Source organism: Streptomyces sp. NPDC107538 (assembly GCF_055657445.1).
On sequence record NZ_JBVKAY010000015.1, the window covers coordinates 47,483 to 72,615 of the forward strand.

Annotated in this window: 22 protein-coding genes; 19 read left to right on the forward strand and 3 right to left on the reverse strand. The window is 70.4% G+C overall.

The window, feature by feature from the left end:
• Window positions 1–115: 115 nt before the first annotated feature.
• The gene (locus ACZ7MG_RS35810) at window positions 116–2,314 is read right to left on the reverse strand and encodes an elongation factor G-like protein EF-G2 (RefSeq protein WP_471389761.1); all 2,199 of its coding nucleotides are present in this window, start codon (window positions 2,312–2,314) and stop codon (window positions 116–118) included.
• A 280-nt stretch (window positions 2,315–2,594) separates the two neighbouring features.
• On the opposite strand from ACZ7MG_RS35810, the gene pgsA reads away from it, so the two are divergent.
• The 15 genes from pgsA to ACZ7MG_RS35885 all read left to right on the forward strand — a co-directional run bounded on the left by pgsA (window position 2,595) and on the right by ACZ7MG_RS35885 (window position 18,280).
• Window positions 2,595–3,335: a phosphatidylinositol phosphate synthase gene (gene pgsA / locus ACZ7MG_RS35815; protein WP_471389764.1), complete on the forward strand. Its 741-nt coding sequence runs from the start codon at window positions 2,595–2,597 to the stop codon at window positions 3,333–3,335.
• Window positions 3,332–4,318, forward strand: coding sequence for a phosphatidylinositol mannoside acyltransferase (locus ACZ7MG_RS35820; RefSeq protein WP_471389767.1), 987 nt, complete (start codon window positions 3,332–3,334; stop codon window positions 4,316–4,318). Before pgsA ends, ACZ7MG_RS35820 begins: the two co-directional genes overlap by 4 nt.
• Window positions 4,315–5,475, forward strand: a complete 1,161-nt coding sequence (locus ACZ7MG_RS35825; RefSeq protein WP_471389770.1) for a glycosyltransferase family 4 protein — start codon at window positions 4,315–4,317, stop codon at window positions 5,473–5,475. Before ACZ7MG_RS35820 ends, ACZ7MG_RS35825 begins: the two co-directional genes overlap by 4 nt.
• A gap of 85 nt (window positions 5,476–5,560) precedes the next feature.
• Window positions 5,561–6,100 (forward strand): LemA family protein, encoded by a 540-nt coding sequence (locus ACZ7MG_RS35830; protein ID WP_471389773.1) that lies wholly within the window; start codon window positions 5,561–5,563, stop codon window positions 6,098–6,100.
• A 391-nt stretch (window positions 6,101–6,491) separates the two neighbouring features.
• A complete protein-coding gene (pdxS, locus tag ACZ7MG_RS35835) occupies window positions 6,492–7,409 on the forward strand; it encodes a pyridoxal 5'-phosphate synthase lyase subunit PdxS (protein WP_336539608.1) in 918 nt (305 codons plus the stop codon).
• A gap of 6 nt (window positions 7,410–7,415) precedes the next feature.
• Window positions 7,416–8,024 (forward strand): pyridoxal 5'-phosphate synthase glutaminase subunit PdxT, encoded by a 609-nt coding sequence (gene pdxT, locus ACZ7MG_RS35840; RefSeq protein ID WP_471389775.1) that lies wholly within the window; start codon window positions 7,416–7,418, stop codon window positions 8,022–8,024.
• Window positions 8,025–8,073: 49 nt separating this feature from the next.
• On the forward strand, window positions 8,074–8,826 hold the full coding sequence (locus ACZ7MG_RS35845) for a YebC/PmpR family DNA-binding transcriptional regulator (RefSeq protein ID WP_471389777.1): 753 nt from the start codon (window positions 8,074–8,076) through the stop codon (window positions 8,824–8,826).
• A gap of 118 nt (window positions 8,827–8,944) precedes the next feature.
• Window positions 8,945–9,475, forward strand: a complete 531-nt coding sequence (ruvC, locus tag ACZ7MG_RS35850; protein ID WP_471389780.1) for a crossover junction endodeoxyribonuclease RuvC — start codon at window positions 8,945–8,947, stop codon at window positions 9,473–9,475.
• Window positions 9,472–10,077, forward strand: coding sequence for a Holliday junction branch migration protein RuvA (gene ruvA / locus ACZ7MG_RS35855; protein WP_471389782.1), 606 nt, complete (start codon window positions 9,472–9,474; stop codon window positions 10,075–10,077). The genes ruvC and ruvA overlap by 4 nt, the downstream gene beginning before the upstream one ends.
• Before the next feature lie 88 nt (window positions 10,078–10,165).
• The gene (gene ruvB / locus ACZ7MG_RS35860; RefSeq protein ID WP_471389784.1) at window positions 10,166–11,236 is read left to right on the forward strand and encodes a Holliday junction branch migration DNA helicase RuvB; all 1,071 of its coding nucleotides are present in this window, start codon (window positions 10,166–10,168) and stop codon (window positions 11,234–11,236) included.
• 174 nt (window positions 11,237–11,410) lie between these two features.
• A complete protein-coding gene (yajC, locus tag ACZ7MG_RS35865) occupies window positions 11,411–11,935 on the forward strand; it encodes a preprotein translocase subunit YajC (RefSeq protein ID WP_471389787.1) in 525 nt (174 codons plus the stop codon).
• A 133-nt stretch (window positions 11,936–12,068) separates the two neighbouring features.
• The gene (gene secD, locus ACZ7MG_RS35870) at window positions 12,069–13,856 is read left to right on the forward strand and encodes a protein translocase subunit SecD (protein ID WP_471389790.1); all 1,788 of its coding nucleotides are present in this window, start codon (window positions 12,069–12,071) and stop codon (window positions 13,854–13,856) included.
• A gap of 1 nt (window position 13,857) precedes the next feature.
• Entirely contained in the window at window positions 13,858–14,955 is a 1,098-nt protein-coding gene (gene secF, locus ACZ7MG_RS35875; RefSeq protein WP_471389792.1) for a protein translocase subunit SecF, read from the forward strand.
• Window positions 14,952–15,491 carry an adenine phosphoribosyltransferase gene (locus tag ACZ7MG_RS35880; protein ID WP_471389795.1) on the forward strand — a complete coding sequence of 180 codons (540 nt, stop codon included), beginning with the start codon at window positions 14,952–14,954 and terminating at the stop codon, window positions 15,489–15,491. The genes secF and ACZ7MG_RS35880 overlap by 4 nt, the downstream gene beginning before the upstream one ends.
• 227 nt (window positions 15,492–15,718) lie before the next feature.
• A complete protein-coding gene (locus ACZ7MG_RS35885; RefSeq protein WP_471389798.1) occupies window positions 15,719–18,280 on the forward strand; it encodes a RelA/SpoT family protein in 2,562 nt (853 codons plus the stop codon).
• 73 nt (window positions 18,281–18,353) lie between these two features.
• Here ACZ7MG_RS35885 and ACZ7MG_RS35890 read toward each other — a convergent pair whose 3' ends face one another.
• Both ACZ7MG_RS35890 and ACZ7MG_RS35895 read right to left on the reverse strand, forming a co-directional pair.
• A complete protein-coding gene (locus ACZ7MG_RS35890) occupies window positions 18,354–19,583 on the reverse strand; it encodes a DUF349 domain-containing protein (protein ID WP_471389801.1) in 1,230 nt (409 codons plus the stop codon).
• A gap of 135 nt (window positions 19,584–19,718) precedes the next feature.
• Window positions 19,719–20,555 carry a peptidylprolyl isomerase gene (locus tag ACZ7MG_RS35895; protein WP_471389804.1) on the reverse strand — a complete coding sequence of 279 codons (837 nt, stop codon included), beginning with the start codon at window positions 20,553–20,555 and terminating at the stop codon, window positions 19,719–19,721.
• A gap of 170 nt (window positions 20,556–20,725) precedes the next feature.
• On the opposite strand from ACZ7MG_RS35895, the gene ACZ7MG_RS35900 reads away from it, so the two are divergent.
• From ACZ7MG_RS35900 to ACZ7MG_RS35915, 4 genes are all read left to right on the forward strand, one after another.
• Window positions 20,726–21,442: an MBL fold metallo-hydrolase gene (locus tag ACZ7MG_RS35900; protein WP_471389807.1), complete on the forward strand. Its 717-nt coding sequence runs from the start codon at window positions 20,726–20,728 to the stop codon at window positions 21,440–21,442.
• 13 nt (window positions 21,443–21,455) lie between these two features.
• Window positions 21,456–22,718 (forward strand): histidine--tRNA ligase, encoded by a 1,263-nt coding sequence (hisS, locus tag ACZ7MG_RS35905; RefSeq protein WP_471389810.1) that lies wholly within the window; start codon window positions 21,456–21,458, stop codon window positions 22,716–22,718.
• A gap of 146 nt (window positions 22,719–22,864) precedes the next feature.
• Window positions 22,865–23,503: a vitamin K epoxide reductase family protein gene (locus ACZ7MG_RS35910; RefSeq protein ID WP_471389813.1), complete on the forward strand. Its 639-nt coding sequence runs from the start codon at window positions 22,865–22,867 to the stop codon at window positions 23,501–23,503.
• Between the two features lie 62 nt (window positions 23,504–23,565).
• Window positions 23,566–24,921, forward strand: a complete 1,356-nt coding sequence (locus ACZ7MG_RS35915; RefSeq protein ID WP_471389814.1) for a replication-associated recombination protein A — start codon at window positions 23,566–23,568, stop codon at window positions 24,919–24,921.
• Window positions 24,922–25,133: the final 212 nt, after the last annotated feature.

Genomic DNA, 25,133 nt, shown 5'->3' on the forward strand with positions numbered 1-25,133 from the left:
ACGGACATTCACGGAACCCACCGCCCGTGCACCGGACTTGGGCCCCTCGCGCGCCCCCGCACCTCCCCCGTATCCGGGGCGGACGGCCGGAACCGCCCGCCCCCGGCGCTCGGGCTCAGTGCTCCTTCGTCCGCTCGCGGACCTTCTCCGCCACATGGGAGGGCATCGGCTCGTGCCGTGTGTAGCGCCGGCCGAAGCGCGCGGTGCCGTGGGACAGGGAGCGCAGGTCGACGGCGTACCGGTCGATCTCGATCTCCGGCACCTCGGCCCGGACGAGCGTGCGTCCCCCGCCCGCCTGCTCGGTGCCGACGACCCGGCCGCGCCGCCCGGACAGATCGCTCATCACCGGGCCCACGTACGAGTCCCCGACCAGCACGGACACCTCGGCCACCGGCTCCAGGAGATGGATCTTCGCGTCCACCGCGGCCTCGCGCAGCGCGAGCGCGCCCGCCGTCTGGAACGCGGCGTCCGAGGAGTCCACCGAGTGCGCCTTGCCGTCCCGCAGAGTGATCCGTACGTCGATGAGCGGATAGCCGGCCGCGACGCCCTTGGCGGCCTGCGCCCGCACCCCCTTCTCGACGGACGGGATGAACTGCCGGGGCACCGCGCCGCCGACGACCTTGTCGACGAACTCGATGCCCGAGCCGCCGGGCAGCGGCTCCACCTCGATCTCGCAGATCGCGTACTGTCCGTGCCCGCCGGACTGCTTCACATGCCGCCCGCGCCCGGCCGACCGGTCGGCGAACGTCTCCCGCAGGGAGACCCGGTGCGCCACGACGTCGACCTGGACGCCGTAGCGGCTGCGCAGCCGTTCCAGGGCCACGTCGGCGTGTGCCTCACCCAGGCACCACAGGACCACCTGGTGCGTGTCCTGGTTCTGTTCGAGCCGCATCGTCGGGTCCTCGGCGACCAGTCGCGCGAGGCCCTGGGAGAGCTTGTCCTCGTCGGCCTTGCTGTGCGCCTGGATGGCCAGCGGCAGCAGCGGGTCGGGCATCTCCCACGGCTCCATGAGCAGCGGGTCGTCCTTGGCCGAGAGCGTGTCCCCGGTCTCCGCGCGACTCAGTTTCGCCACGCACGCGAGGTCGCCCGCGATGCAGTGCGTGAGGGTCCGCTGCTGCTTGCCGAACGGTGTGGACAGGGCGCCGATCCGTTCGTCGACGTCGTGGTCCTCGTGCCCCCGGTCGGCGAGCCCGTGCCCGGAGACATGCACCGTCTCGTCGGGGTGCAGGGTCCCGGAGAAGACCCGCACCAGCGAGATACGGCCCACATAGGGGTCGCTGGCCGTCTTCACGACCTCGGCGACCAGCGGTCCGTCCGGGTCGCAGGTCGCCTTGATCTCGCGGGGGCGGCCTTCCGGGGTGGTGACGACGGGCGTCTCGCGCTCCAGCGGGGTGGGGAAGCCGCCGGTGACCAGTTCGAGCAGCTCGACCGTGCCGAGGCCCTGCTTCGCGCCGTCGGCCGCGGGCGCCGCGGCCAGCACGGGGTGGAAGACCCCGCGCGCGACGGCCCGTTCCAGGTCGTCGACGAGCGTGTTGATGTCGATCTCCTCGCCGCCGAGATAGCGGTCCATGAGGGTCTCGTCCTCGCTCTCGGCGATGATCCCCTCGATGAGCCGGTTACGGGCCTCCTCGATGGCGGGCAGCTGCTCGGGGCCCGGCTCGGACTCCTTGCGCTCGCCGGAGGAGTAGTCGAACAGCTTCTGCGACAGCAGCCCGGTCAGTCCGGTCACGGGCGCGTGCCCGTCCGGCCCCTGCGGGCCGCGCAGCGGCAGATAGAGCGGCAGTACGGCGTCGGGGTCGTCCCCGCCGAACGTCTCCGCGCAGCTCCTGGTCATCTCCTCGAAGTCCGCCCGCGCGGCCTCCAGGTGCGTCACCACGATCGCCCGGGGCATCCCGACCGCCGCGCACTCCTCCCACACCATGCGGGTCGAGCCGTCCACGCCGTCGGAGGCCGAGACCACGAAAAGGGCCGCGTCCGCCGCTCGCAGACCGGCCCTGAGTTCCCCGACGAAGTCGGCGTATCCGGGGGTGTCCAACAAATTGATCTTGTACCCGCCCCATTCGACGGGGACGAGGGAGAGCTGCACCGAGCGTTGCTGCCGGTGTTCGATCTCGTCGTAGTCGGAGACGGTGCCGCCGTCCTCCACACGGCCCGCCCGGTTCACCGCTCCCGCCGTCAGCGCGAGAGCCTCCACCAGAGTCGTCTTGCCCGAACCGGAGTGGCCGACCAGCACCACATTCCGTACGGACGCGGGGTGGTCGGCCGCCGTAGCCCTGCCGGCGGCTCCGGGGTGGGTGTTCGCCTTGTCGCCCATGGTCCTGCCTCCCGTGCACGGTGAGGTCACTGTGGGCGCGGGCGCGGACATGCGGATCCGCGTGCGATGGCGGCCCCGATGACGCCCGCGGTGTCTTCGAGCTTTGCACTCGCGTCACCGCTCGTCCATACGAGGGACGCGATCGCTCCGCGCGGTACCTGTGAGCCCCGGGGCACCCGCGTCGCGACGCACCCCGCCACCGGCGCGATCCGGACAGGACACGGCGGGCTGGTGCCCGACGGTCGCACACGCGCGCGCGTGGCTACGATGGGCCAGCCGGATGGCCAACAGGGGCCACGCGGCGACACCGACCCTCGGGAAGGCCATGCTGAACAAGTACGCGCGTGCATTCTTCACGCGTGTCCTCACACCGTTCGCCGCGTTTCTGATCCGCAGGGGCGTCAGCCCCGACACGGTCACGCTCCTCGGCACCGCCGGAGTGATCGCGGGCGCGCTGGTCTTCTACCCCCGGGGCGAGTTCTTCTGGGGCACGATCGTCATCACGCTCTTCGTGTTCTCGGACCTCGTCGACGGCAACATGGCCCGGCAGATGGGCCGCTCCAGCCGCTGGGGCGCCTTCCTCGACTCCACGCTCGACCGGGTCGCCGACGGCGCGATCTTCGGCGGCTTCGCCCTCTGGTACGCGGGCAACGGCGACGACAACGTGCTGTGCGCCGTCTCGATCTTCTGTCTGGCGAGCGGCCAGGTGGTGTCGTACACCAAGGCGCGCGGCGAGTCGATCGGACTGCCGGTGGCGGTGAACGGCCTGGTGGAGCGTGCCGAGCGCCTGGTGATCTCGCTGGTCGCGGCCGGGCTCTCGGGTCTGCACGCGTTCGGTGTGCCCGGTATCGACGTCCTGCTGCCCATCGCCCTGTGGATCGTCGCCGTCGGCAGCTTCGTCACGCTGATCCAGCGGGTCGTCACCGTCCGCCGCGAGTCCGCAGAGGCCGAGGCGGAGGCCGCCGCGGCAGCCGCCCAGGAGGCCCCGGACACCACCCGCAACAGCGAGGCCACCCCGTGAGCGCTCTGCGGGAGCGGCTCACCGACGGGCTGTACGGCCTCGGCTGGGGCACGGTCAAGAAGCTCCCGGAGCCCGTCGCCGTACGCCTCGGCCGGACGATCGCCGACGCCACCTGGAAGCGGCGCGGCCCCCTCGTACGCCGCCTGGAATCCAACTACGCGCGCGTGGTGCCCGGCGCGAGCCCCGAGCGCCTGGCCGAGCTGTCCCGCGCGGGCATGCGCTCCTATCTGCGCTACTGGATGGAGTCGTTCCGCCTCCCCGCCTGGAGCGAGGAGCGCGTCAGGACCGGCTTCGACCCCAAGGACCTGCACCACCTCACCGACGGCCTCGCCGCCGGCCGGGGCGTCGTACTCGCGCTGCCGCACCTGGCCAACTGGGACCTCGCCGGCGCCTGGGTCACCACCGAGCTGAAGACGCCGTTCACGACGGTCGCCGAACGCCTGAAGCCCGAGACGCTCTACGACCGCTTCGTCGCCTACCGCGAGGGCCTCGGCATGGAGGTCCTCCCGCACAGCGGCGGCTCCGCCTTCGGCACCCTCGCCCGGCGGCTGCGCGACGGCGGCCTGGTCTGCCTGGTCGCCGACCGCGATCTCTCCGCGTCCGGTGTCGAGGTCGACTTCTTCGGCGAGCCGACCCGGATGCCCGCCGGACCGGCCCTCCTCGCCCAGCAGACCGGCGCGCTGCTGCTGCCGGTGACGCTCTGGTACGACGACTCGCCCGTCATGCGGGGACGCGTGCACGCCCCGGTCGAGGTACCCGAGGCAGGTACCCGCGCCGAGAAGACGTCTGTCATGACACAGGCGCTGGCAGACGCCTTCGCCACCGGCATCGCCGACCACCCGGAGGACTGGCACATGCTCCAGCGCTTGTGGCTCGCGGACCTCGACCCCGCGAAGAGTCCCGGGACCGGGTCCGAAGCCGCTCCCGAGGCCGGTTCCGAGACCGGTTCCGAGGCCCCCGGATCCGAGAAGGGACGCCCGTGAAGATCGGGATCGTCTGCCCGTACTCCTGGGACGTGCCCGGGGGAGTCCAGTTCCACATCCGCGACCTGGCCGACCACCTCATCCGCCTCGGCCACGAGGTGTCGGTGCTCGCCCCCGCCGACGACGACACCCCGCTGCCGCCGTACGTCGTCTCCGCGGGCCGAGCGGTCCCGGTGCCGTACAACGGCTCGGTCGCCCGGCTCAACTTCGGTTTCCTCTCGGCGGCCCGGGTGCGGCGCTGGCTGCACGACGGCACGTTCGACGTGATCCACATCCATGAGCCGGCCTCCCCGTCGCTCGGCCTGCTGGCCTGCTGGGCCGCGCAGGGACCCATCGTCGCCACCTTCCACACCTCCAACCCGCGCTCCCGGGCGATGATCGCGGCCTACCCGATCCTCCAGCCCGCCCTGGAGAAGATCAGCGCGCGGATCGCGGTGAGCGAGTACGCCCGCCGCACCCTCGTCGAACACCTCGGCGGCGACGCGGTCGTCATCCCGAACGGCGTCGACGTCGACTTCTTCGCCCGCGCCAAGCCCCACCCCGACTGGCAGGGCGACACCCTCGGCTTCGTCGGCCGCATCGACGAACCCCGCAAGGGGCTGCCGGTGCTGATGAAGGCCCTCCCGAGGATCTTCGCCGAGCGCCCCAAGGCTCGGCTGCTGGTCGCCGGGCGCGGGGACGAGAAGGAGGCGGTCGAGACCCTGCCCAAGGAACTGCGCTCCCGCGTCGAGTTCCTCGGCATGGTCAGCGACGAGGACAAGGCCCGCTTCCTGCGCAGCGTCGACGTCTACGTCGCCCCCAACACCGGCGGCGAGAGCTTCGGCATCATCCTCGTCGAGGCGATGTCCGCCGGGGCGCCCGTCCTCGCCTCCGACCTCGACGCCTTCGCCCAGGTCCTGGACCAGGGCGGCGCGGGCGAGTTGTTCGCCAACGAGGACGCGGACGCCCTCGCCACGGCCGCCGTACGGCTGCTCGGCGACCCGGCCCGCCGCGCCGAGCTGCGCGAACGCGGCAGCGCGCATGTCCGGCGCTTCGACTGGTCGACCGTCGGCGCCGACATCCTCGGCGTCTACGAGACGGTCACGGAGGGCGCGGCCTCCGTCGCGGCGGACGAACGGGCGGGGCTGCGGGCGCGGTTGGGGTTCGTGAGGGACTGAGGGCGGGCGCGGTGAGTTCGTCCGGGACCGAGGGGGAGCCGGGTCGGCCGGGGGTGTGCGGGGGCCGGTAGTAGCCTTGCCGCCCGTGACTTCGACACTCATCTGGATCGCGGTCGTCCTCTTCGCGATCGGTCTCTATCTGAGCTGGACCGCGGGACGACTGGACCGACTGCACGCGCGCATCGATGCCGCCCGCGCGGCGCTCGACGCGCAGTTGCTGCGCCGCGCGTCGGTCGCCCAGGAACTGGCCACCTCCGGGGTGCTGGACCCGGCCGCCTCGATCGTCCTCTACGAGGCGGCGCACGCGGCGCGGCAGGCCGAGGAGGAGCAGCGCGAGGTCGCCGAGAGCGAGCTGAGCCAGGCGCTGCGGGCCGTGTTCGCGGACCCGCAGCAGGTGGAGGTGGTGCGGGAGGCGCCGGGTGGGGAGGACGCGGCGAACGAGCTCGCGCAGGCCGTGCGGAGGGTTCCCATGGCCCGCCGCTTCCACAACGACGCGGTGCGGGCGGCGCGGGCGTTGCGGCGGCATCGTAAGGTCCGCTGGTTCCGGCTGGCCGGGCATGCGCCGTTTCCGATGGCCTTCGAGATGGACGACGAGCCGCCGGGGGCGTTGGCTTCGGGCGCCTAGTGGCTCGGGGGTGCGGGTTGCGTTGGCGGGTGCGGGTGCGTGGGGCTTCTCGCGCAGTTCCCCGCGCCCCTGAAAAGCAGGGGCTGCGCCCCGTGCTCCTCAGGCCCGCCGTCGGTCGCCTTTCAGGCCGCGGAGGGCTGCTCTTCCAGGCCCGCAGGGCCGTGGCTTTTCAGGCCCGCAGGGGCCTGATCTTTTAGGGGCGCGGGGAACTGCGCGAGAAGCCCCACCGGGCCCGCACCCGACGACGCACCCCACCAAAACGATCCACCGCCTCCCCATTGGCCCTTGCCGTGGCCTGCCCCCCTCGCGTTTCCTCGGTGACTGCACAGATCGACTGCACAGATCGACTGCACAGATCGCAGAACCCCCTTCCCCGAGCGAGGTCAATCCCGTGTCCAGCACGCTCTCCAACCCCACCGCCCAGACCCCCGAGACCGGCACCGCCCGCGTGAAGCGCGGCATGGCCGAGCAGCTCAAGGGCGGGGTGATCATGGACGTCGTCACCCCGGAGCAGGCCAAGATCGCCGAGGACGCGGGCGCGGTCGCGGTCATGGCCCTGGAGCGGGTCCCGGCCGACATCCGCAAGGACGGCGGCGTGGCCCGGATGTCCGACCCGGACATGATCGAGGGCATCATCGAGGCCGTCTCCATCCCGGTCATGGCCAAGTCCCGCATCGGCCACTTCGTCGAGGCCCAGGTCCTGCAGTCCCTCGGCGTGGACTACATCGACGAGTCCGAGGTCCTCACCCCGGCCGACGAGGTCAACCACAGCGACAAGTTCGCCTTCACCACCCCCTTCGTCTGCGGCGCCACCAACCTCGGTGAGGCCCTGCGCCGTATCGCCGAGGGCGCCGCGATGATCCGCTCCAAGGGCGAGGCCGGCACCGGCAACGTCGTCGAGGCCGTGCGCCACCTGCGCCAGATCAAGAACGAGATCGCCAAGCTGCGCGGCTTCGACAACAACGAGCTGTACGCCGCCGCCAAGGAGCTGCGCGCCCCGTACGAGCTGGTCAAGGAGGTCTCCGAGCTGGGCAAGCTGCCCGTGGTCCTCTTCTCCGCCGGTGGCGTGGCCACCCCGGCCGACGCCGCGCTGATGCGCCAGCTCGGCGCCGAGGGCGTCTTCGTCGGCTCCGGCATCTTCAAGTCCGGCGACCCGGCCAAGCGCGCCGCCGCCATCGTGAAGGCCACCACCTTCTACGACGACCCGAAGATCATCGCGGACGCCTCCCGCAACCTGGGCGAGGCCATGGTCGGCATCAACTGCGACACCCTCCCCGAGGCCGAGCGCTACGCGAACCGGGGCTGGTAGGCACCCATGAGCGACACCCCCGTCATAGGCGTCCTGGCCCTCCAGGGCGACGTACGGGAGCACCTCGTCGCCCTGGCCGCGGCCGACGCCGTGGCCAGGCCGGTGCGGCGCCCCGAGGAACTCGCCGAGGTGGACGGCCTCGTCATCCCCGGCGGCGAGTCCACCACCATCTCCAAGCTCGCCGTCCTCTTCGGCGTACTGGAGCCCCTCCGCGCGCGCGTGCGCGACGGACTGCCCGTGTACGGCACCTGCGCCGGCCTGATCATGCTCGCCGACAAGATCCTCGACCCCCGCTCGGGCCAGGAGACCGTCGGCGGCATCGACATGATCGTGCGCCGCAACGCCTTCGGACGCCAGAACGAGTCCTTCGAGGCGGCCGTCGACGTCAAGGGCGTCGAGGGCGACCCTGTGGAGGGCGTCTTCATCCGTGCCCCCTGGGTCGAGTCCGTGGGCGCCGAGACCGAGGTGCTGGCCGAGCACGAGGGCCACATCGTCGCCGTACGCCAGGGCAACGCCCTCGCCACGTCGTTCCATCCGGAGCTGACCGGCGACCACCGGCTGCACGCGCTGTTCGTCGAGATGGTGCGCGCGAACAAGGTGGCGGAGTCCTTGTAGGATCTCTGGGGTTCGTTGCAGAGATGGGTTACGCGAAGGAGACAGGCAGATGTCCGGCCACTCTAAATGGGCTACGACGAAGCACAAGAAGGCCGTGATCGACGCCAAGCGCGGCAAGCTCTTCGCGAAGCTCATCAAGAACATCGAGGTCGCGGCCCGGATGGGCGGCGTCGACATCGAGGGCAACCCGACTCTCTACGACGCCATCCAGAAGGCGAAGAAGCAGTCGGTCCCGAACAAGAACATCGACTCCGCGGTCAAGCGCGGCGGCGGCCTGGAGGCCGGTGGCGCCGACTACGAGACGATCATGTACGAGGGCTACGGCCCGAACGGCGTCGCGGTGCTCATCGAGTGCCTCACCGACAACCGCAACCGCGCCGCCTCCGACGTCCGCGTCGCCATGACCCGCAACGGCGGCTCGATGGCCGACCCCGGCTCCGTCTCGTACCTCTTCCACCGCAAGGGCGTCGTGATCGTCCCCAAGGGCGAGCTGTCCGAGGACGACGTCCTGGAGGTCGTGCTCGACGCGGGCGCCGAGGAGGTCAACGACCTGGGCGAGTCCTTCGAGGTGCTCAGCGAGGCCACCGACCTGGTCGCGGTCCGCACCTCCCTCCAGGAGTCCGGGATCGACTACGACTCCGCCGAGGCCAACTTCGTCCCGACCATGCAGGTCGAGCTGGACGAGGAGGGCGCCCGGAAGATCTTCAAGCTGATCGACGCCCTGGAGGACAGCGACGACGTGCAGAACGTCTTCGCCAACTTCGATGTCAGCGACGACGTGATGGCCAAGGTCGACGCGTAACGCTGCCGCGAACCGAGCGGATCCGGCGGGCCGGTGGGACACACCCACCGGCCCGCCGCCGTTGTCGGTGGCAGCAGATAGCCTGCACAAACAGGCGATTCGAGTGGGAGGGGACGCGGTGCGCGTACTCGGGGTGGACCCCGGACTCACGCGGTGCGGCGTGGGCGTGGTCGAGGGGGTCGCGGGCCGACCGCTCACGATGCTGGGCGTCGGAGTCGTACGGACGCCCGCCGACGCCGAGTTGGGCCACCGGCTCGTCGCGATCGAGCAGGGCATCGAGCAGTGGCTCGACGAGCACCGCCCCGAAGTCGTCGCGGTGGAGCGGGTGTTCAGCCAGCACAACGTACGGACGGTCATGGGCACCGCCCAGGCCAGCGCCGTCGCCATGCTGTGCGCCGCGCGCCGTGGCATCCCCGTCGCCCTGCACACCCCCAGCGAGGTCAAGGCCGCCGTCACCGGCAGCGGTCGGGCCGACAAGGCCCAGGTCGGCGCCATGGTCACCCGTCTCCTCCGGCTCGACGCACCCCCGAAGCCGGCGGACGCCGCCGACGCCCTCGCGCTCGCCATCTGCCACATCTGGCGGGCCCCCGCGCAGAACCGCCTCCAGCAGGCCGTGGCCCTGCACGCTTCGAAAGGCCGTACGGCATGATCGCTTTCGTCACCGGCCCGGTCGCCGCCCTCGCCCCCGACTCCGCGGTGGTCGAGGTGGGCGGGATCGGCATCGCGGTGCAGTGCACGCCCAACACCCTCTCCGGGCTGCGCAGGGGACAACCGACCAAGCTGGCCACGTCCTTGGTGGTCCGCGAGGACTCGCTCACCCTGTACGGCTTCGTGGACGACGACGAACGCCAGGTCTTCGAACTGCTGCAGACCGCGAGCGGCGTCGGCCCCCGCCTGGCCCAGGCCATGCTGGCGGTGCACACCCCCGACGCACTGCGCCGCGCGGTGGCCACCGGTGACGAGAAGGCGCTGATCGCCGTCCCCGGCATCGGCAAGAAGGGCGCCCAGAAGCTGCTGCTCGAACTGAAGGACCGCCTCGGCGAGCCGCTCGGCGCCCCCGCGATCGGCACCCCGGTCACCCAGGGCTGGCGCGACCAGCTGCACGCCGCCCTGATCGGCCTCGGGTACGCCACCCGCGAGGCCGACGAGGCCGTGTCGGCCGTGGCCCCCCAGGCGGAGGCCGCCCAAGGCACGCCCCAGGTGGGCCAGTTGCTGAAGTCCGCCCTCCAGACCCTGAACAGAACCCGCTGAAGCCGGCCGGCGAAGACCCCGGCCGGCCACGCCGACCCGCGTACCGCAGCAGCCCCGCCCATCCGAACGCGACCACGAGGCACACGCAATGAACTGGGACGACACGACCGACGACACCGCCCCCGACCGCCTGGTGGGCTCCGTCGCCGACCGTGAGGACCAGGCCGTCGAGGCCGCCCTGCGCCCCAAGGACCTGGGCGAGTTCATCGGCCAGGAGAAGGTCCGCGAACAGCTCGACCTGGTGCTGCGGGCCGCCCGCGCGCGGGGCGCCACCGCCGACCACGTGCTGCTCTCCGGCGCCCCGGGCCTCGGCAAGACCACCCTCTCGATGATCATCGCGGCCGAGATGGGCGCCCCCATCCGCATCACCTCCGGGCCCGCCATCCAGCACGCCGGCGACCTCGCCGCGATCCTCTCCTCCCTCCAGGAGGGCGAGGTCCTCTTCCTCGACGAGATCCACCGCATGTCCCGGCCCGCCGAGGAGATGCTGTACATGGCGATGGAGGACTTCCGCGTCGACGTGATCGTCGGCAAGGGCCCGGGCGCCACCGCGATCCCGCTCGAACTCCCGCCCTTCACCCTGGTCGGCGCCACCACGCGCGCGGGTCTGCTGCCGCCGCCGCTGCGTGACCGCTTCGGCTTCACCGCGCACATGGAGTTCTACGAGCCCGCCGAACTGGAGCGCGTCATCCACCGCTCGGCGAACCTCCTCGACGTCGAGATCGACACGGCCGGCGCCGCCGAGATCGCCGGCCGCTCCCGCGGCACACCGCGTATCGCCAACCGTCTGCTGCGCCGCGTACGGGACTACGCGCAGGTCAAGGCCGACGGCTTCATCACCCGCGACATCGCCGGAGCCGCCCTCGCCGTCTACGAGGTGGACGGCCGCGGCCTCGACCGCCTCGACCGGGGCGTCCTCGAAGCCCTGCTCAAGCTCTTCGGCGGCGGACCGGTCGGACTGTCCACGCTCGCGGTCGCCGTGGGGGAGGAGCGCGAGACCGTCGAGGAGGTCGCCGAGCCCTTCCTCGTCCGGGAGGGACTGCTCGCCCGCACCCCCCGCGGCCGGGTCGCGACCCCCGCCGCCTGGGCCCACCTCGGACTCACCCCGCCACGCGGTACGACCGGCGGAAACGGACAACAGGACCTGTTCGGGGCGTGACCGTCTCGTGACGGCGCGGTACTCGCCCGGCATGGAACCCCGGTGACATGCTGTGCGTTGTTCCATCACGGTGGACTCGCTTAGACTCCGCCGATGCCGCCCTTGTCGGCAGCACACATACCCCCAACCATCAGGCCGCTCGCCATCGCGGTCGTGTGAAGGAAGTTCCGACCCGTGAGTCTCGTGACCCTCCTCCCGTTCATCGTGCTCATCGGGGCCATGATCCTGATGACCCGATCGGCCAAGAAGAAGCAGCAGCAGGCCGTCGACATGCGGAACCAGATGCAGCCCGGTTCCGGCGTCCGCACGATCGGGGGCATGTACGCGACCGTCAAGGAGGTCAGTGAGGACACGGTCCTCCTCGACGCCGGGCCGGGCGTCGAGCTGCTGTTCGCCAAGAACTCCATCGGTGCCGTCCTCAGCGACGAGGAGTACAACCGCATCGTCCACGGCATCGAGCACGACCTGAAGTCCGACGTCGTCCCGGACGACGCCTCCTCCCTCACCGAGACCGACGAGCCCTCCGACGACGCTTCCGCCGCTTCCGACGACAAGCCCATCGACCTCGGCAAGAAGGACGCGTCCGACGACGCGGCCGACGAGACCGCCGAGGCGAAGGCCGACGAGGTCAAGGCCGACGAGGCCAAGGACGTCGAAGCAGAGCCGAAGAAGACCGACGGCGAGTCCGACGCGAAGTAGTCACGTCCCGGGAGTGCGAGCGAGAACCGCCCGCGCCCCGGGAACGTGCCGTTTTCGCCCGGATTCCCGACACCAGTCATGGCCGTCCCCGCGCTGACCCCGCGCACGGCGGCCCGAGAGGGAGTACGAGAAGGTGGCAGCACCGAAGAAGGGCCGGAGCGCGAGCGCCCAGAGCAAGCCTGGGCGCGCGCTGGCCCTCATCCTGATCGCCCTTGTGGCGCTCACCGGGGGAATGTTTGCCTCCGGACACACCACACCGCGTCTCGGCATCGACCTCGCCGGTGGCACGAGCATCACGTTGACGGCCGTCAACGAGCCCGGCCAGCCCAACGCGATCAACAAGACCAACATGGACACCGCGGTCGAGATCATGAACCGCCGTGTCAACGGTCTGGGCGTGTCCGAGGCGGAGGTCCAGACCCAGGGCAATGAGAACATCATTGTCAACATCCCCAAGGGCACGGATTCCGAAGAGGCCAGGGATCAGGTCGGCACCACCGCGAAGCTGTACTTCCGCCCGGTCCTGCAGAGCCAGGTCGGCTCCGCCGCGACCGAGGCGCCCAGCGCCTCGCCGAGCACCAGCCCCAGTGGCAGCGGCTCGCCGAGCCCGTCGAGCTCCGACGGCAAGGACGAGGCGACCTCGCCCGAGTCCGGTGACTCCGCCGGCCCGTCGTCCTCCGCCACGTCCCAGGGCCGCGCCCTGACCGACGCACTGAAGGCCGACCCCACGCCCTCCGGCAGCGGCTCGGCGTCCGCGAAGGCCTCCGACCAGGCCTCCGACAGCGCCTCGCCCTCGGCGAGCGCGAGCGTCGACGCGGAGACCCAGGCACTCCAGGCCAAGTTCGCCGCCCTCGACTGCAACGACCCCAAGCAGCGCGCCGCGGCCGGCAAGGGCAAGACCACCGACGTCGTCGTCGCCTGCGGTGAGGACAACGGCAGCTGGAGCAAGTTCGTGCTCGGCCCGGTCGGCGTCGACGGCACCGAGGTCGAGAAGGCCCAGGCACTGCTCGACACCCAGAGCGGCAGCGGCTGGCAGGTCGTCATGGACTTCGACTCCAAGGGTGAGAAGAAGTTCGCCGACATCACCGGTCAGCTGGCGACCCAGACCACTCCGCAGAACGAGTTCGCGATCGTCCTCGACGACGAGGTCGTCTCCCACCCCTTCGTGCAGGCGGCGGTCACCGGCGGCAAGGCCGAGATCTCCGGCAGCTTCACGCAGGAGGAGGCCCAGAACCTCGCCAACATGCTGTCGTACGGCGCGCTCCCGCTGACCTTCAAGGAGTCCAGCGTCAACACCGTCAGCCCCGCGCTCGGTGACGACCAGCTGCACGCCGGTCTGATCGCCGGCGCCATCGGTCTGGCCCTGGTCATGATCTACCTGATCGTCTACTACCGCGGTCTGTCGCTGATCGCCATCGCCTCGCTGCTGATCTCCGCGGCCCTGACCTATGTGCTCATGGCCCTGCTGGGCCCGGCCATCGGCTTCGCGCTGAACCTCCCGGCGGTCTGCGGCGCGATCGTCGCGATCGGCATCACGGCGGACTCGTTCATCGTGTACTTCGAGCGGGTCCGGGACGAGGTCCGCGAGGGCCGTTCACTGCGCCCGGCCGTCGAGCGCGCCTGGCCGCGCGCCCGGCGCACGATCCTGGTCTCCGACTTCGTGTCGTTCCTCTCCGCCGCGGTCCTCTTCGTCGTCACCGTCGGCAAGGTCCAGGGCTTCGCGTTCACGCTGGGTCTGACCACCCTGCTCGACGTCGTCGTGGTCTTCTTCTTCACGAAGCCGCTGCTCACGCTGCTGGCCCGCACGAAGTTCTTCGGCAACGGCCACAGTTGGTCCGGTCTCGACCCGAAGCGACTGGGCGCCCGGCCGCCGCTGCGCCGCACCCGCCGTCCCGTCCCCGCCGACCCGAAGGAGGCCTGAGATGTCGAAACTCGGTGACCTCGGAGCACGACTCCACCGCGGCGAGGTCGGTTACGACTTCGTCGGCAACCGCAAGATCTGGTACGGCGTCTCGATCCTCATCACCATCACGGCCATCGTCGGCCTGGCCGTCCGCGGCCTCAGCATGGGTATCGAGTTCCAGGGCGGCGCGGTCTTCACCACGGAGAAGACGAGCGTCTCGGTCAGCCAGGCCGAGACATACGCGGAGAACGCCTCCGGCCACGACGCGATCGTCCAGAAGCTCGGCAACGACACCCTGCGCATCCAGATCTCCGGTGTGGACACGGCCAAGTCCGACGAGATCCAGCAGCAACTCGCCAAGGACCTCAAGGTCGACTCGGACACGATCAACGCCGATCTGGTCGGCCCCAGTTGGGGTGAGCAGGTCGCCAACAAGGCCTGGCAGGGCCTGGCGATCTTCCTGGTCCTCGTGGTGATCTATCTGGCGATCGCGTTCGAGTTGCGGATGGCCATCGCCGCCTTCGTCGCCCTGATCCACGACATCACCATCACGATCGGTATCTACGCCCTCGTCGGCTTCGAGGTCACACCGGGCACGGTGATCGGTCTGCTCACGATCCTCGGTTACTCGCTCTACGACACGGTCGTCGTCTTCGACAGCCTCAAGGAGCAGACGAAGGACATCACCAAGCAGACCCGCTGGACGTACGCCGAGATCGCCAACCGGTCGATCAACAGCACCCTGGTGCGGTCGATCAACACCACGGTGGTCGCGCTGCTGCCGGTGGCCGGCCTGCTGTTCATCGGTGGCGGTGTCCTCGGCGCGGGCATGCTCAACGACATCTCGCTGTCGCTGTTCGTCGGCCTCGCGGCCGGTGCGTACTCGTCGATCTTCATCGCCACGCCGCTCGTCGCCGACCTCAAGGAGCGCGAGCCGCAGCTGAAGGCCCTCAAGAAGCGCGTCCTCGCCAAGCGGGCCCAGGCCGAGCACGACGACTCGGAGCCGGCGGCCGACGGTCCGTACGACGACGAGCCGGCGGACGCCACCCCCGCGGTGGTCGGCCCGCGCGCCCAGTCCGGCAGCCGCAGCCGCGGCCGGGGTGGTAAGCGGCGATGACGGACATCAAGGAACTGCTGCTCAGCCGCATCCGTGATGTCGAGGACTACCCGGAGCCGGGGGTGCTGTTCAAGGACATCACCCCGCTGCTGGCCGACCCGGCGGCGTTCACCGCGCTGACGGACGCGCTGGCGGAGCTGACCGTCCGGCACGGCGCCACGAAGATCGTCGGCCTGGAGGCCCGGGGCTTCATCCTGGGCGCCCCGGCCGCCGTCCGCGCGGGCGTCGGCTTCATCCCCGTACGCAAGGCGGGCAAGCTCCCCGGAGCCACGCTCAGCCAGGCCTACGACCTGGAGTACGGCTCCGCCGAGATCGAGGTCCACGCCGAGGACCTGACGGCGGGTGACCGCGTCATGGTCATCGACGACGTCCTCGCCACCGGCGGCACCGCCGAGGCCTCCGTCCAGCTGATCCGCCGCGCGGGCGCCCAGGTCGCCGGCGTCGCGGTCCTGATGGAGCTGTCCTTCCTCCCGGGCCGGCAGCGCCTGGAGACAGCCCTGGCCGGGGCCCCGCTGGAGGCCCTGATCACCGTCTGACCCAGCACACGCACACGGCGGGCGCCCCGGGATCCCTTCCCGGGGCGCCCGCCGCGTCGTACGCCCACCAAGGCCGCGGTGGCCTCCCGGAATCCGCCGCGCGCACCTCGTGTTCCACAGGTAGACCGCCCTCACAGTGGCCTGAAGGCGATCCCGGGGCGCGGGATCGCTACCATGGGTGCTCCGGAGCCTGACCGGGGGACCCGGATCGCGCACGAGGAGCCCTCTTGGCAGACGAGGCCCAGCACCTGACCGCCGCCAAGCCCGAGCCCGCCTCGGGCCCAGCGGCCAAGCCCGCGCAGAACGCGGCGAAGGCGAACCCCGCGACTTCCGCGACGTCCGCGCAGGGCCCGGTCGAGCACGCCCAGTCCGCGCCCGCCGAGAAGACCGCCGGGCCGTCCCGCCCCAAGCCGCCCGCGGCCGAGAGCCCCGCGCCCGCGCCCACTCCGGCGCCCCCGCCCCGCCCCGCGTCCACGGGCCAGCCCGCGCGCTCCGGCTCCTCCAACCGCGTACGCGCCCGGCTCGCCCGCCTCGGCGTCCAGCGCTCCAACCCGTACAACCCGGTCCTGGAACCGTTGCTGCGGATCGTGCGCAGCAACGACCCGAAGATCGAGACGTCGACGCTCCGCCAGATCGAGAAGGCCTACCAGGTCGCCGAGCGCTGGCACCGCGGCCAGAAGCGCAAGAGCGGCGACCCGTACATCACGCACCCCCTCGCCGTCACCACCATCCTCGCCGAGCTGGGTATGGATCCGGCCACCCTGATGGCCGGGCTGCTGCACGACACGGTCGAGGACACCGAGTACGGCCTCGACCAGCTCCGCCGCGACTTCGGCGACTCCGTGGGCCTCCTCGTCGACGGCGTCACCAAGCTGGACAAGGTCAAGTTCGGCGAGGCCGCCCAGGCCGAGACCGTGCGCAAGATGGTCGTCGCCATGGCCAAGGACCCCCGCGTCCTGGTCATCAAGCTCGCCGACCGCCTGCACAACATGCGCACCATGCGCTACCTCAAGCGCGAGAAGCAGGAGAAGAAGGCGCGCGAGACCCTGGAGATCTACGCGCCCCTCGCCCACCGCCTGGGCATGAACACCATCAAGTGGGAGCTGGAGGACCTCGCCTTCGCGATCCTCTACCCCAAGATGTACGACGAGATCGTCCGGCTGGTGGCCGAGCGGGCACCGAAGCGTGACGAGTATCTGGCCATAGTGACCGACGAGGTCCAGCAGGACCTGCGGGCCGCCCGTATCAAGGCGACCGTCACCGGCCGCCCGAAGCACTACTACAGCGTCTACCAGAAGATGATCGTCCGCGGCCGGGACTTCGCGGAGATCTACGACCTGGTCGGCATCCGCGTCCTGGTGGACACCGTCCGCGACTGCTACGCGGCCCTGGGCACCGTCCACGCCCGCTGGAACCCGGTTCCGGGGCGGTTCAAGGACTACATCGCGATGCCCAAGTTCAACATGTACCAGTCGCTGCACACGACGGTCATCGGACCCAACGGCAAGCCCGTCGAACTCCAGATCCGTACGTTCGACATGCACCGCCGCGCCGAGTACGGCATCGCCGCGCACTGGAAGTACAAGCAGGAGGCCGTCGCCGGCGCCTCCAAGGTGCGCACGGACGCGCCCCGGACCACCGGCAAGGACGACCACCTCAACGACATGGCGTGGCTGCGCCAGCTGCTGGACTGGCAGAAGGAGACCGAGGACCCCGGCGAGTTCCTGGAGTCCCTCCGCTTCGACCTGTCCCGCAACGAGGTCTTCGTCTTCACCCCGAAGGGCGACGTCATAGCGCTGCCGGCCAGCGCGACCCCCGTCGACTTCGCGTACGCGGTCCACACCGAGGTCGGCCACCGCACCATAGGCGCCCGGGTCAACGGCCGCCTCGTCCCGCTCGAATCCACCCTCGACAACGGCGACCTGGTGGAGGTCTTCACCTCCAAGGCGGCCGGCGCGGGCCCCTCCCGCGACTGGCTCGGCTTCGTCAAGTCACCGCGCGCCCGCAACAAGATCCGCGCCTGGTTCTCCAAGGAGCGCCGCGACGAGGCCATCGAACAGGGCAAGGACGCCATCGTCCGCGCGATGCGCAAGCAGAACCTGCCCATCCAGCGCATCCTCACCGGCGACTCCCTCGTCACCCTCGCGCACGAGATGCGCTACCCGGACATCTCCGCCCTCTACGCGGCCATAGGCGAAGGCCATGTCTCCGCGCAGAGCGTCGTGCAGAAACTCGTCCAGGCCCTCGGCGGCGAGGAGGCCGCCACCGAGGAGATCGACGAGGCCGTACCGCCCACCCGCGGCCGCAGCCGCAAGCGCCGCGGCAGCAACGACCCCGGGGTCGTGGTCAAGGGCGTCGACGACGTCTGGGTCAAGCTCGCCCGCTGCTGTACGCCCGTCCCCGGCGACCCCATCATCGGCTTCGTCACCCGGGGCAGTGGCGTATCGGTTCACCGCAGCGACTGCGTCAACGTCGAGTCGCTCTCCCGTGAGCCCGAGCGCATCCTCGACGTCGAGTGGGCCCCGACCCAGTCCTCGGTCTTCCTCGTCGCCATACAGGTCGAGGCCCTGGACCGCAGCCGGCTGCTGTCGGACGTCACCCGCGTCCTGTCCGACCAGCACGTCAACATCCTGTCGGCGGCCGTCCAGACCTCCCGGGACCGCGTCGCCACCTCCCGCTTCACCTTCGAGATGGGCGACCCGAAGCACCTGGGCCACGTCCTGAAGGCCGTACGCGGGGTGGAGGGCGTCTACGACGTGTACCGGGTGACATCGGCGCGCAGGCCGTAACCACGACAGACAGGAGAGGGGCTCCCGTACGGACCGTACGGGAGCCCCTCTCCTGTGTCTCCGACCGCGGGTGTCAGCCGCCGAACTCCTGCAGACCCTTCAGCGCCTGGTCCAGCAGGGCCTGGCGGCCGTCCAGCTCGCGCTGGAGCTTGTCGGCCTTGGCGTTGTTGCCCTGGGCGCGGGCCGCCTCGATCTGGGTCGTCAGCTTGTCCACGGCGGCCTGGAGCTGGCCCGTGAGACCGGCCGCGCGGGCGCGGGCCTCCGGGTTGGTGCGCCGCCACTCGGCCTCCTCGGCCTCCTGGATCGCGCGCTCCACCGCGTGCATCCGGCCCTCGACCTTCGGGCGGGCGTCACGCGGGACGTGGCCGATGGCCTCCCACCGCTCGTTGACCGAGCGGAAGGCGGCACGGGCCGTCTTCAGATCCGTGACCGGCAGGATCTTCTCCGCCTCCCCGGCCAGCTCCTCCTTGAGCTTGAGGTTCTCCGTCTGCTCCGCGTCCCGCTCGGCGAACACCGAGCTGCGGGCGGCGAAGAACACGTCCTGGGCACCGCGGAAGCGGTTCCACAGATCGTCCTCGTGCTCGCGCTGGGCCCGGCCGGCGGCCTTCCAGTCGGCCATCAGCTCGCGGTAGCGCGCCGCCGTCGGACCCCAGTCCGTCGAGTTCGACAGCGCCTCGGCCTCCGCGACCAGCTTCTCCTTGGTCTTGCGGGCGTCCTCGCGCTGCGCGTCGAGCTGCGCGAAGTGGGCCTTGCGACGCTTGGAGAACGCCGAGCGGGCGTGCGAGAAGCGATGCCACAACTCGTCGTCGGACTTCCGGTCCAGCCTCGGCAGACCCTTCCAGGTGTCCACCAGCGCGCGCAGCCGCTCACCCGCGGACCGCCACTGGTCGGACTGGGCCAGCTCTTCCGCCTCGGTGACCAGGGCCTCCTTGGCGTGCCGGGCCTCGTCCGACTGCTTCGCCCGCTGCTGCTTGCGCTCCTCACGGCGCGCCTCGACCGTCTCGACGAGCTTGTCCAGCCGTACCTTGAGCGCGTCCAGGTCACCGACCGCGTGGTGGGCGACCACCTGCTCGCGAATGTGGTCGATCGCGATCTGCGCGTCCTTCGCCGACAGGTCGGTGGTCTTCACCCGCTTCTCGAGGAGGCCGATTTCGACGACCAAGCCCTCGTACTTGCGCTCGAAGTAGGCCAGCGCTTCCTCAGGGGAGCCGGCCTGCCAGGAACCGACGACCTGCTCGCCGTCGGCCGTACGCACGTACACGGTCCCCGTCTCGTCGACGCGGCCCCACGGGTCGCTGCTCACAGCGCCTCCTCCACATGATGCCTGCAAGGGGCCTCAGCACCCCCGGGCATCGTCCACAGTTTCGTCACGGCCAACATAGGCGACCGGCGGGTTGCCTGTCCGCATCCCGCGCGACCGAAATTTCACCGTTGGTGGTCAGGACTTCTTGACCGTCGCCTTGTTGATCACCACGGTCGCATTGGGCGTCCCATCACCCATCCCGGTGTTCTCACCGGCCTTGGCGATCTTCGTCAGGACCTTCATCCCGGCCTCGGAGATCGTGCCGAACGGCGTGTAGTTGGCCGGCAACGGACTGTCCTGGAACACCAGGAAGAACTGGCTGCCGCCGCTGTTCTTGCCCTCGCCCGTCTGCGCGTTGAACTGGTTCGCCATCGCGACCGTGCCCGCCGGGTACGTGTCGCCCTTCAGGCTCGGGTCCTTCAGGTTCTCGTCGGGGATCGTGTAGCCCGGGCCGCCCATGCCGGTGCCCTGGGGGTCACCGCACTGCAGCACGTAGATGCCCTGCGTCGTGAGGCGGTGGCACTTGGTGTGGTCCAAGTAGCCCTTGTTCACCAGGAAGTCGAACGAGTTGACCGTGTGCGGGGCCTTCGCCGCGTCCATCGTTATGGGGATGGAACCGCAGGTCGTCTGCAGATCCATCGTGTACTTCGCGGTCTTGTCGATGGTGATCGCGGGTTCCTTCTTGAAGGTGAGCTCCTTCACCTTGCCCGCGGCCGCCTTCTCACAGGGGTCCGGCGCCTTGCTGGGCGAGGCACTGGGGCTCGCCTCCGCGTTCACGTTGTCCTTCTTGTCGTCGCCCTTGAGGACATCGGTCGTGTAGAGCGCCACACTGCCCACCAGGATCACACCGAGCACCGAAGCGATCGACGCGTTGCGGACTCGTGCCTTGCGCCGCGCGGACGTACGCCGCTGCTGCTGCCGCAAGAACTTCTCCCGGGCGAGCTGACGCCGCCGCTGATCCTGGCTGACCACGGGGTTCTCTCCTCATGCGTCTCGTACGTCGACGGGTGCGTCGCGCGTCCGTTGAGTGGACTGATTGCGTGTGACCCGTACCGTATATGGGTTCGCTGAGGAAACGGCAGCGCCGGTAGGCTCTGATCCACAGCAACCCACCACCCTCGTACGCCACAAGAAGGACGATCGTGCTCATTGCCGGGTTCCCCGCCGGGGCCTGGGGGACCAACTGTTATCTGGTCGCCCCCGCCGCCGGTGAGGAGTGCGTGATCATCGACCCGGGCCACCAGGCCACCCAGGGTGTCGAGGAGACGCTGAAGAAGCATCGGCTCAAGCCCGTCGCCGTCGTCCTCACCCACGGCCACCTCGACCACGTGGCCTCGGTCGTCCCGGTGTGCGGCGCGCACGACGTGCCGGCCTGGATCCACCCCGAGGACCGGTACATGATGAGCGACCCCGAGAAGGCGCTCGGCCGTTCCATCGGCATGCCGCTCATGGGCGAGCTGACCATCGGGGAGCCCGGTGACGTCAAGGAGCTGACCGACGGCGCCAAGCTGGAGCTGGCCGGTCTGGAGCTGTCCGTCGCGCACGCGCCGGGCCATACCAAGGGGTCGGTGACCTTCCGGATGCCCGAGAACACGGAGATCCCCTCCGTCTTCTTCTCCGGGGATCTGCTCTTCGCCGGCTCCATCGGACGCACCGACCTGCCCGGCGGTGACATGGCCGAGATGCTCGACTCGCTGGCCCGCGTGTGCCTGCCGCTCGACGACTCGACCGTGGTGCTGTCCGGCCACGGCCCCCAGACGACCATCGGCCAGGAGCGCGCCACCAACCCGTATCTGCGGCAGGTGGCCGCCGGCGGCCAGGGAGCGGGTCCGACGACCCCTCCCCGACGAGGAATGTGACGAGAGACCTTCCGTGAGCACCTTTCAGGCCCCCAAGGGCACGTACGACCTGCTGCCCCCGGACAGCGCCAAGTACCTGGCCGTCCGCGAGGCCATCGCCGCGCCGCTGCGCGACTCCGGCTACGGCTACATCGAGACGCCCGGCTTCGAGAGCGTCGAGCTGTTCGCGCGCGGTGTCGGTGAGTCCACCGACATCGTGACCAAGGAGATGTACGCCTTCGAGACCAAGGGCGGCGACCGGCTCGCCCTGCGCCCCGAGGGCACCGCCTCCGTCCTGCGCGCCGCCCTGGAGGGCAACCTGCACAAGGCGGGCAACCTCCCGGTCAAGCTCTGGTACTCCGGCTCGTACTACCGCTACGAGCGCCCCCAGAAGGGCCGCTACCGCCACTTCTCCCAGGTCGGCGCCGAGGCCATCGGTGCCGAGGACCCGGCCCTGGACGCCGAGTTGATCATCCTGGCCGACCAGGCGTACCGCTCGCTGGGCCTCAGGAACTTCCGCATCCTCCTCAACAGCCTCGGCGACAAGGAGTGCCGTCCCGTCTACCGGGCCGCGCTGCAGGAGTTCCTGCGCGGCCTCGACCTGGACGAGGACACACTCGCCCGCGCCGAGATCAACCCGCTGCGGGTCCTCGACGACAAGCGCGAGTCGGTCCAGAAGCAGCTCGGGGACGCCCCGCTGCTGCGCGACTACCTCTGCGACGCCTGCAGGGCGTACCACGAGGAGGTGCGCGAGCTGATCACGGCGGCGGGTGTCGCCTTCGAGGACGACCCCAAGCTGGTGCGCGGCCTGGACTACTACACCCGGACGACCTTCGAGTTCGTCCACGACGGTCTGGGCTCCCAGTCCGCGGTGGGCGGCGGCGGTCGCTACGACGGTCTCTCCGAGATGATCGGCGGCCCCGCGCTGCCCTCGGTCGGCTGGGCCCTCGGTGTCGACCGCACGGTCCTCGCCCTGGAGGCGGAGGGCGTCGAGCTCGAACTCCCCGCCGCCACCAGCGTGTTCGCCGTCCCGCTCGGCGACGAGGCCCGCCGCCTGCTGTTCGCCAAGGTCACCGAGTTGCGCAAGGTGGGCATCGCGGCCGACTTCTCGTTCGGCGGGAAGGGCCTCAAGGGCGCGATGAAGAACGCCAACCGCAGCGGCGCGCGCTACACCATCGTGGCCGGCGAGCGCGATCTCGCCGAGGGCGTCGTCCAGCTCAAGGACATGGAGTCCGGCGAGCAGGTCGCCGTCGGCGTCAACGAGATCGTGGCCGAACTGGAGGCCCGGCTCGGCTGAGTCGAACCCTTGTCGCCCCTGCCGTCCCTTACGGGCGGTAGGGGCGACTTTTATGTCCAGCGAACGGTGCGCGCGCGAGGGTGTACGGCACAATGACCGTGCCCCCGCGGCCCCTTCGACGCTATGGAATCGACGGAATCGACGTGATGAGCAAGACGACAGTCAAGGACGTCCCCGCCGCCCGGCGGGAACACACCGAGGCCCCGCGCACGGTGGGCGGCAGCCGGGCCTTCGCGATCCTGCTGCTGATCACCGGCGCGGCCGGACTGCTCGCCTCCTGGGTCATCACGCTCGACAAGTTCAAGCTGCTGGAGGACCCGAACTTCACCCCCGGGTGCAGCCTCAACCCGGTCGTCTCCTGCGGCAACATCATGAAGAGCGACCAGGCCTCCGTCTTCGGCTTCCCCAACCCGATGCTCGGCCTCGTCGCCTACGGCATCGTCATCTGCGTCGGCGTGAGCCTGCTCGCCCGCGCGACCTACCCGCGCTGGTACTGGCTCACCTTCAACGCGGGCACCCTCTTCGGCGTCGGCTTCGTGACCTGGCTCCAGTACCAGTCGCTGTACAACATCAACTCGCTCTGCCTGTGGTGCTGCCTCGCCTGGGTCGCCACCATCCTGATGTTCTGGTACGTCACCTCCTCCAACATCCGCAACGGCTTCCTGCCCGCGCCGAGCCGGCTCAAGAACTTCTTCGGCGAGTTCACCTGGGTCCTGCCGGTCATGCACATCGGCGTCATCGGCATGCTGATCCTGACCCGCTGGTGGGACTTCTGGACCAGCTGACCGTCCACGGGCCCCCACCGGCCCCGACCGGACTGTCAGTGCGGTGACATAGGGTTTTCAGCGTGGAGCCCGATCTGTTCACCGCCGCCGCAGAAGAACGCCAGGAGAAGGACCCGACGAGCAGCCCCCTGGCCGTCCGGATGCGCCCGCGCACCCTCGACGAGGTGGTGGGCCAGCAGCACCTGCTCAAGCCCGGCTCCCCGCTGCGCCGACTGGTCGGCGAGTCCGGCGGCGGCCCGGCCGGCCCCTCCTCGGTGATCCTCTGGGGCCCGCCCGGCACCGGCAAGACCACCCTCGCCTACGTCGTCTCCAAGGCCACCAACAAGCGCTTCGTGGAGCTCTCCGCGATCACCGCCGGCGTCAAGGAGGTCCGCGCGGTCATCGAGGGCGCCCGCCGCGCCACCGGCGGGTACGGCAAGGAGACCGTCCTCTTCCTCGACGAGATCCACCGCTTCAGCAAAGCCCAGCAGGACTCCCTCCTCCCGGCCGTCGAGAACCGCTGGGTCACCCTGATCGCGGCGACCACGGAGAACCCGTACTTCTCGGTGATCTCCCCGCTGCTGTCCCGGTCCCTCCTGCTCACCCTCGAACCGCTCACCGACGACGACCTGCGCGGCCTGCTGCGGCGCGCGCTGACCGACGAGCGCGGCCTCAAGAACGCCGTCACCCTCCCCGAGGACACCGAGGCCCACCTGCTGCGGATCGCCGGCGGCGACGCCCGCCGCGCCCTCACCGCGCTGGAGGCCGCCGCCGGAGCCGCGCTGGACAAAGGGGAGGAGGAGATCGGCCTCCAGACCCTCGAAGAGACCGTCGACCGCGCCGCCGTGAAGTACGACCGCGACGGCGACCAGCACTACGACGTGGCCAGCGCCCTCATCAAGTCCATCCGCGGGTCCGACGTGGACGCGGCCCTGCACTACCTGGCCCGCATGATCGAGGCGGGCGAGGACCCCCGGTTCATCGCCCGCCGGCTGATGATCTCCGCCAGCGAGGACATCGGCCTCGCCGATCCGAACGCGCTGCCGATAGCCGTCGCCGCCGCCCAGGCCGTCGCCATGATCGGCTTCCCCGAGGCCGCGCTCACCCTCAGCCACGCCACGATCGCCCTCGCCTTGGCGCCCAAGTCCAACGCCGCGACCCTCGCCATCGGCGCCGCCATGGAGGACGTACGCAAAGGTCTGGCCGGCCCCGTGCCCCCGCATCTGCGGGACGGGCACTACAAGGGCGCGGCCAAGCTCGGGCACGCCCAGGGGTATGTGTACCCGCACGACCTGCCCGAGGGGATCGCCGCCCAGCAGTACGCGCCGGACGAGATCAAGGGCCGGGAGTACTACACGCCGACCAGACACGGGGCCGAGGCCCGGTACGCGGACGCGGTGGAGTGGACCAGGAAGAACCTCGGTCGGAAGCAGTCCTGAACCCCCTGTAGACTCCTCCACAGTGCTGCGTCCCGTGTCCGGCTCCGGTCGGCGCCTCAGGCGGGACATCCAGCCGGATCTTCATGATCCAGGAGCGTCGCGCACCGTCGTAGGTGTCGCGGGCAGCCCACCACCACTCGGAGTTCCGGGACCGGTCGGTGGGCCGTTCGTGTGCTGCACGTATGTGCCCAGACCAGGGGAGCGGCTACCCG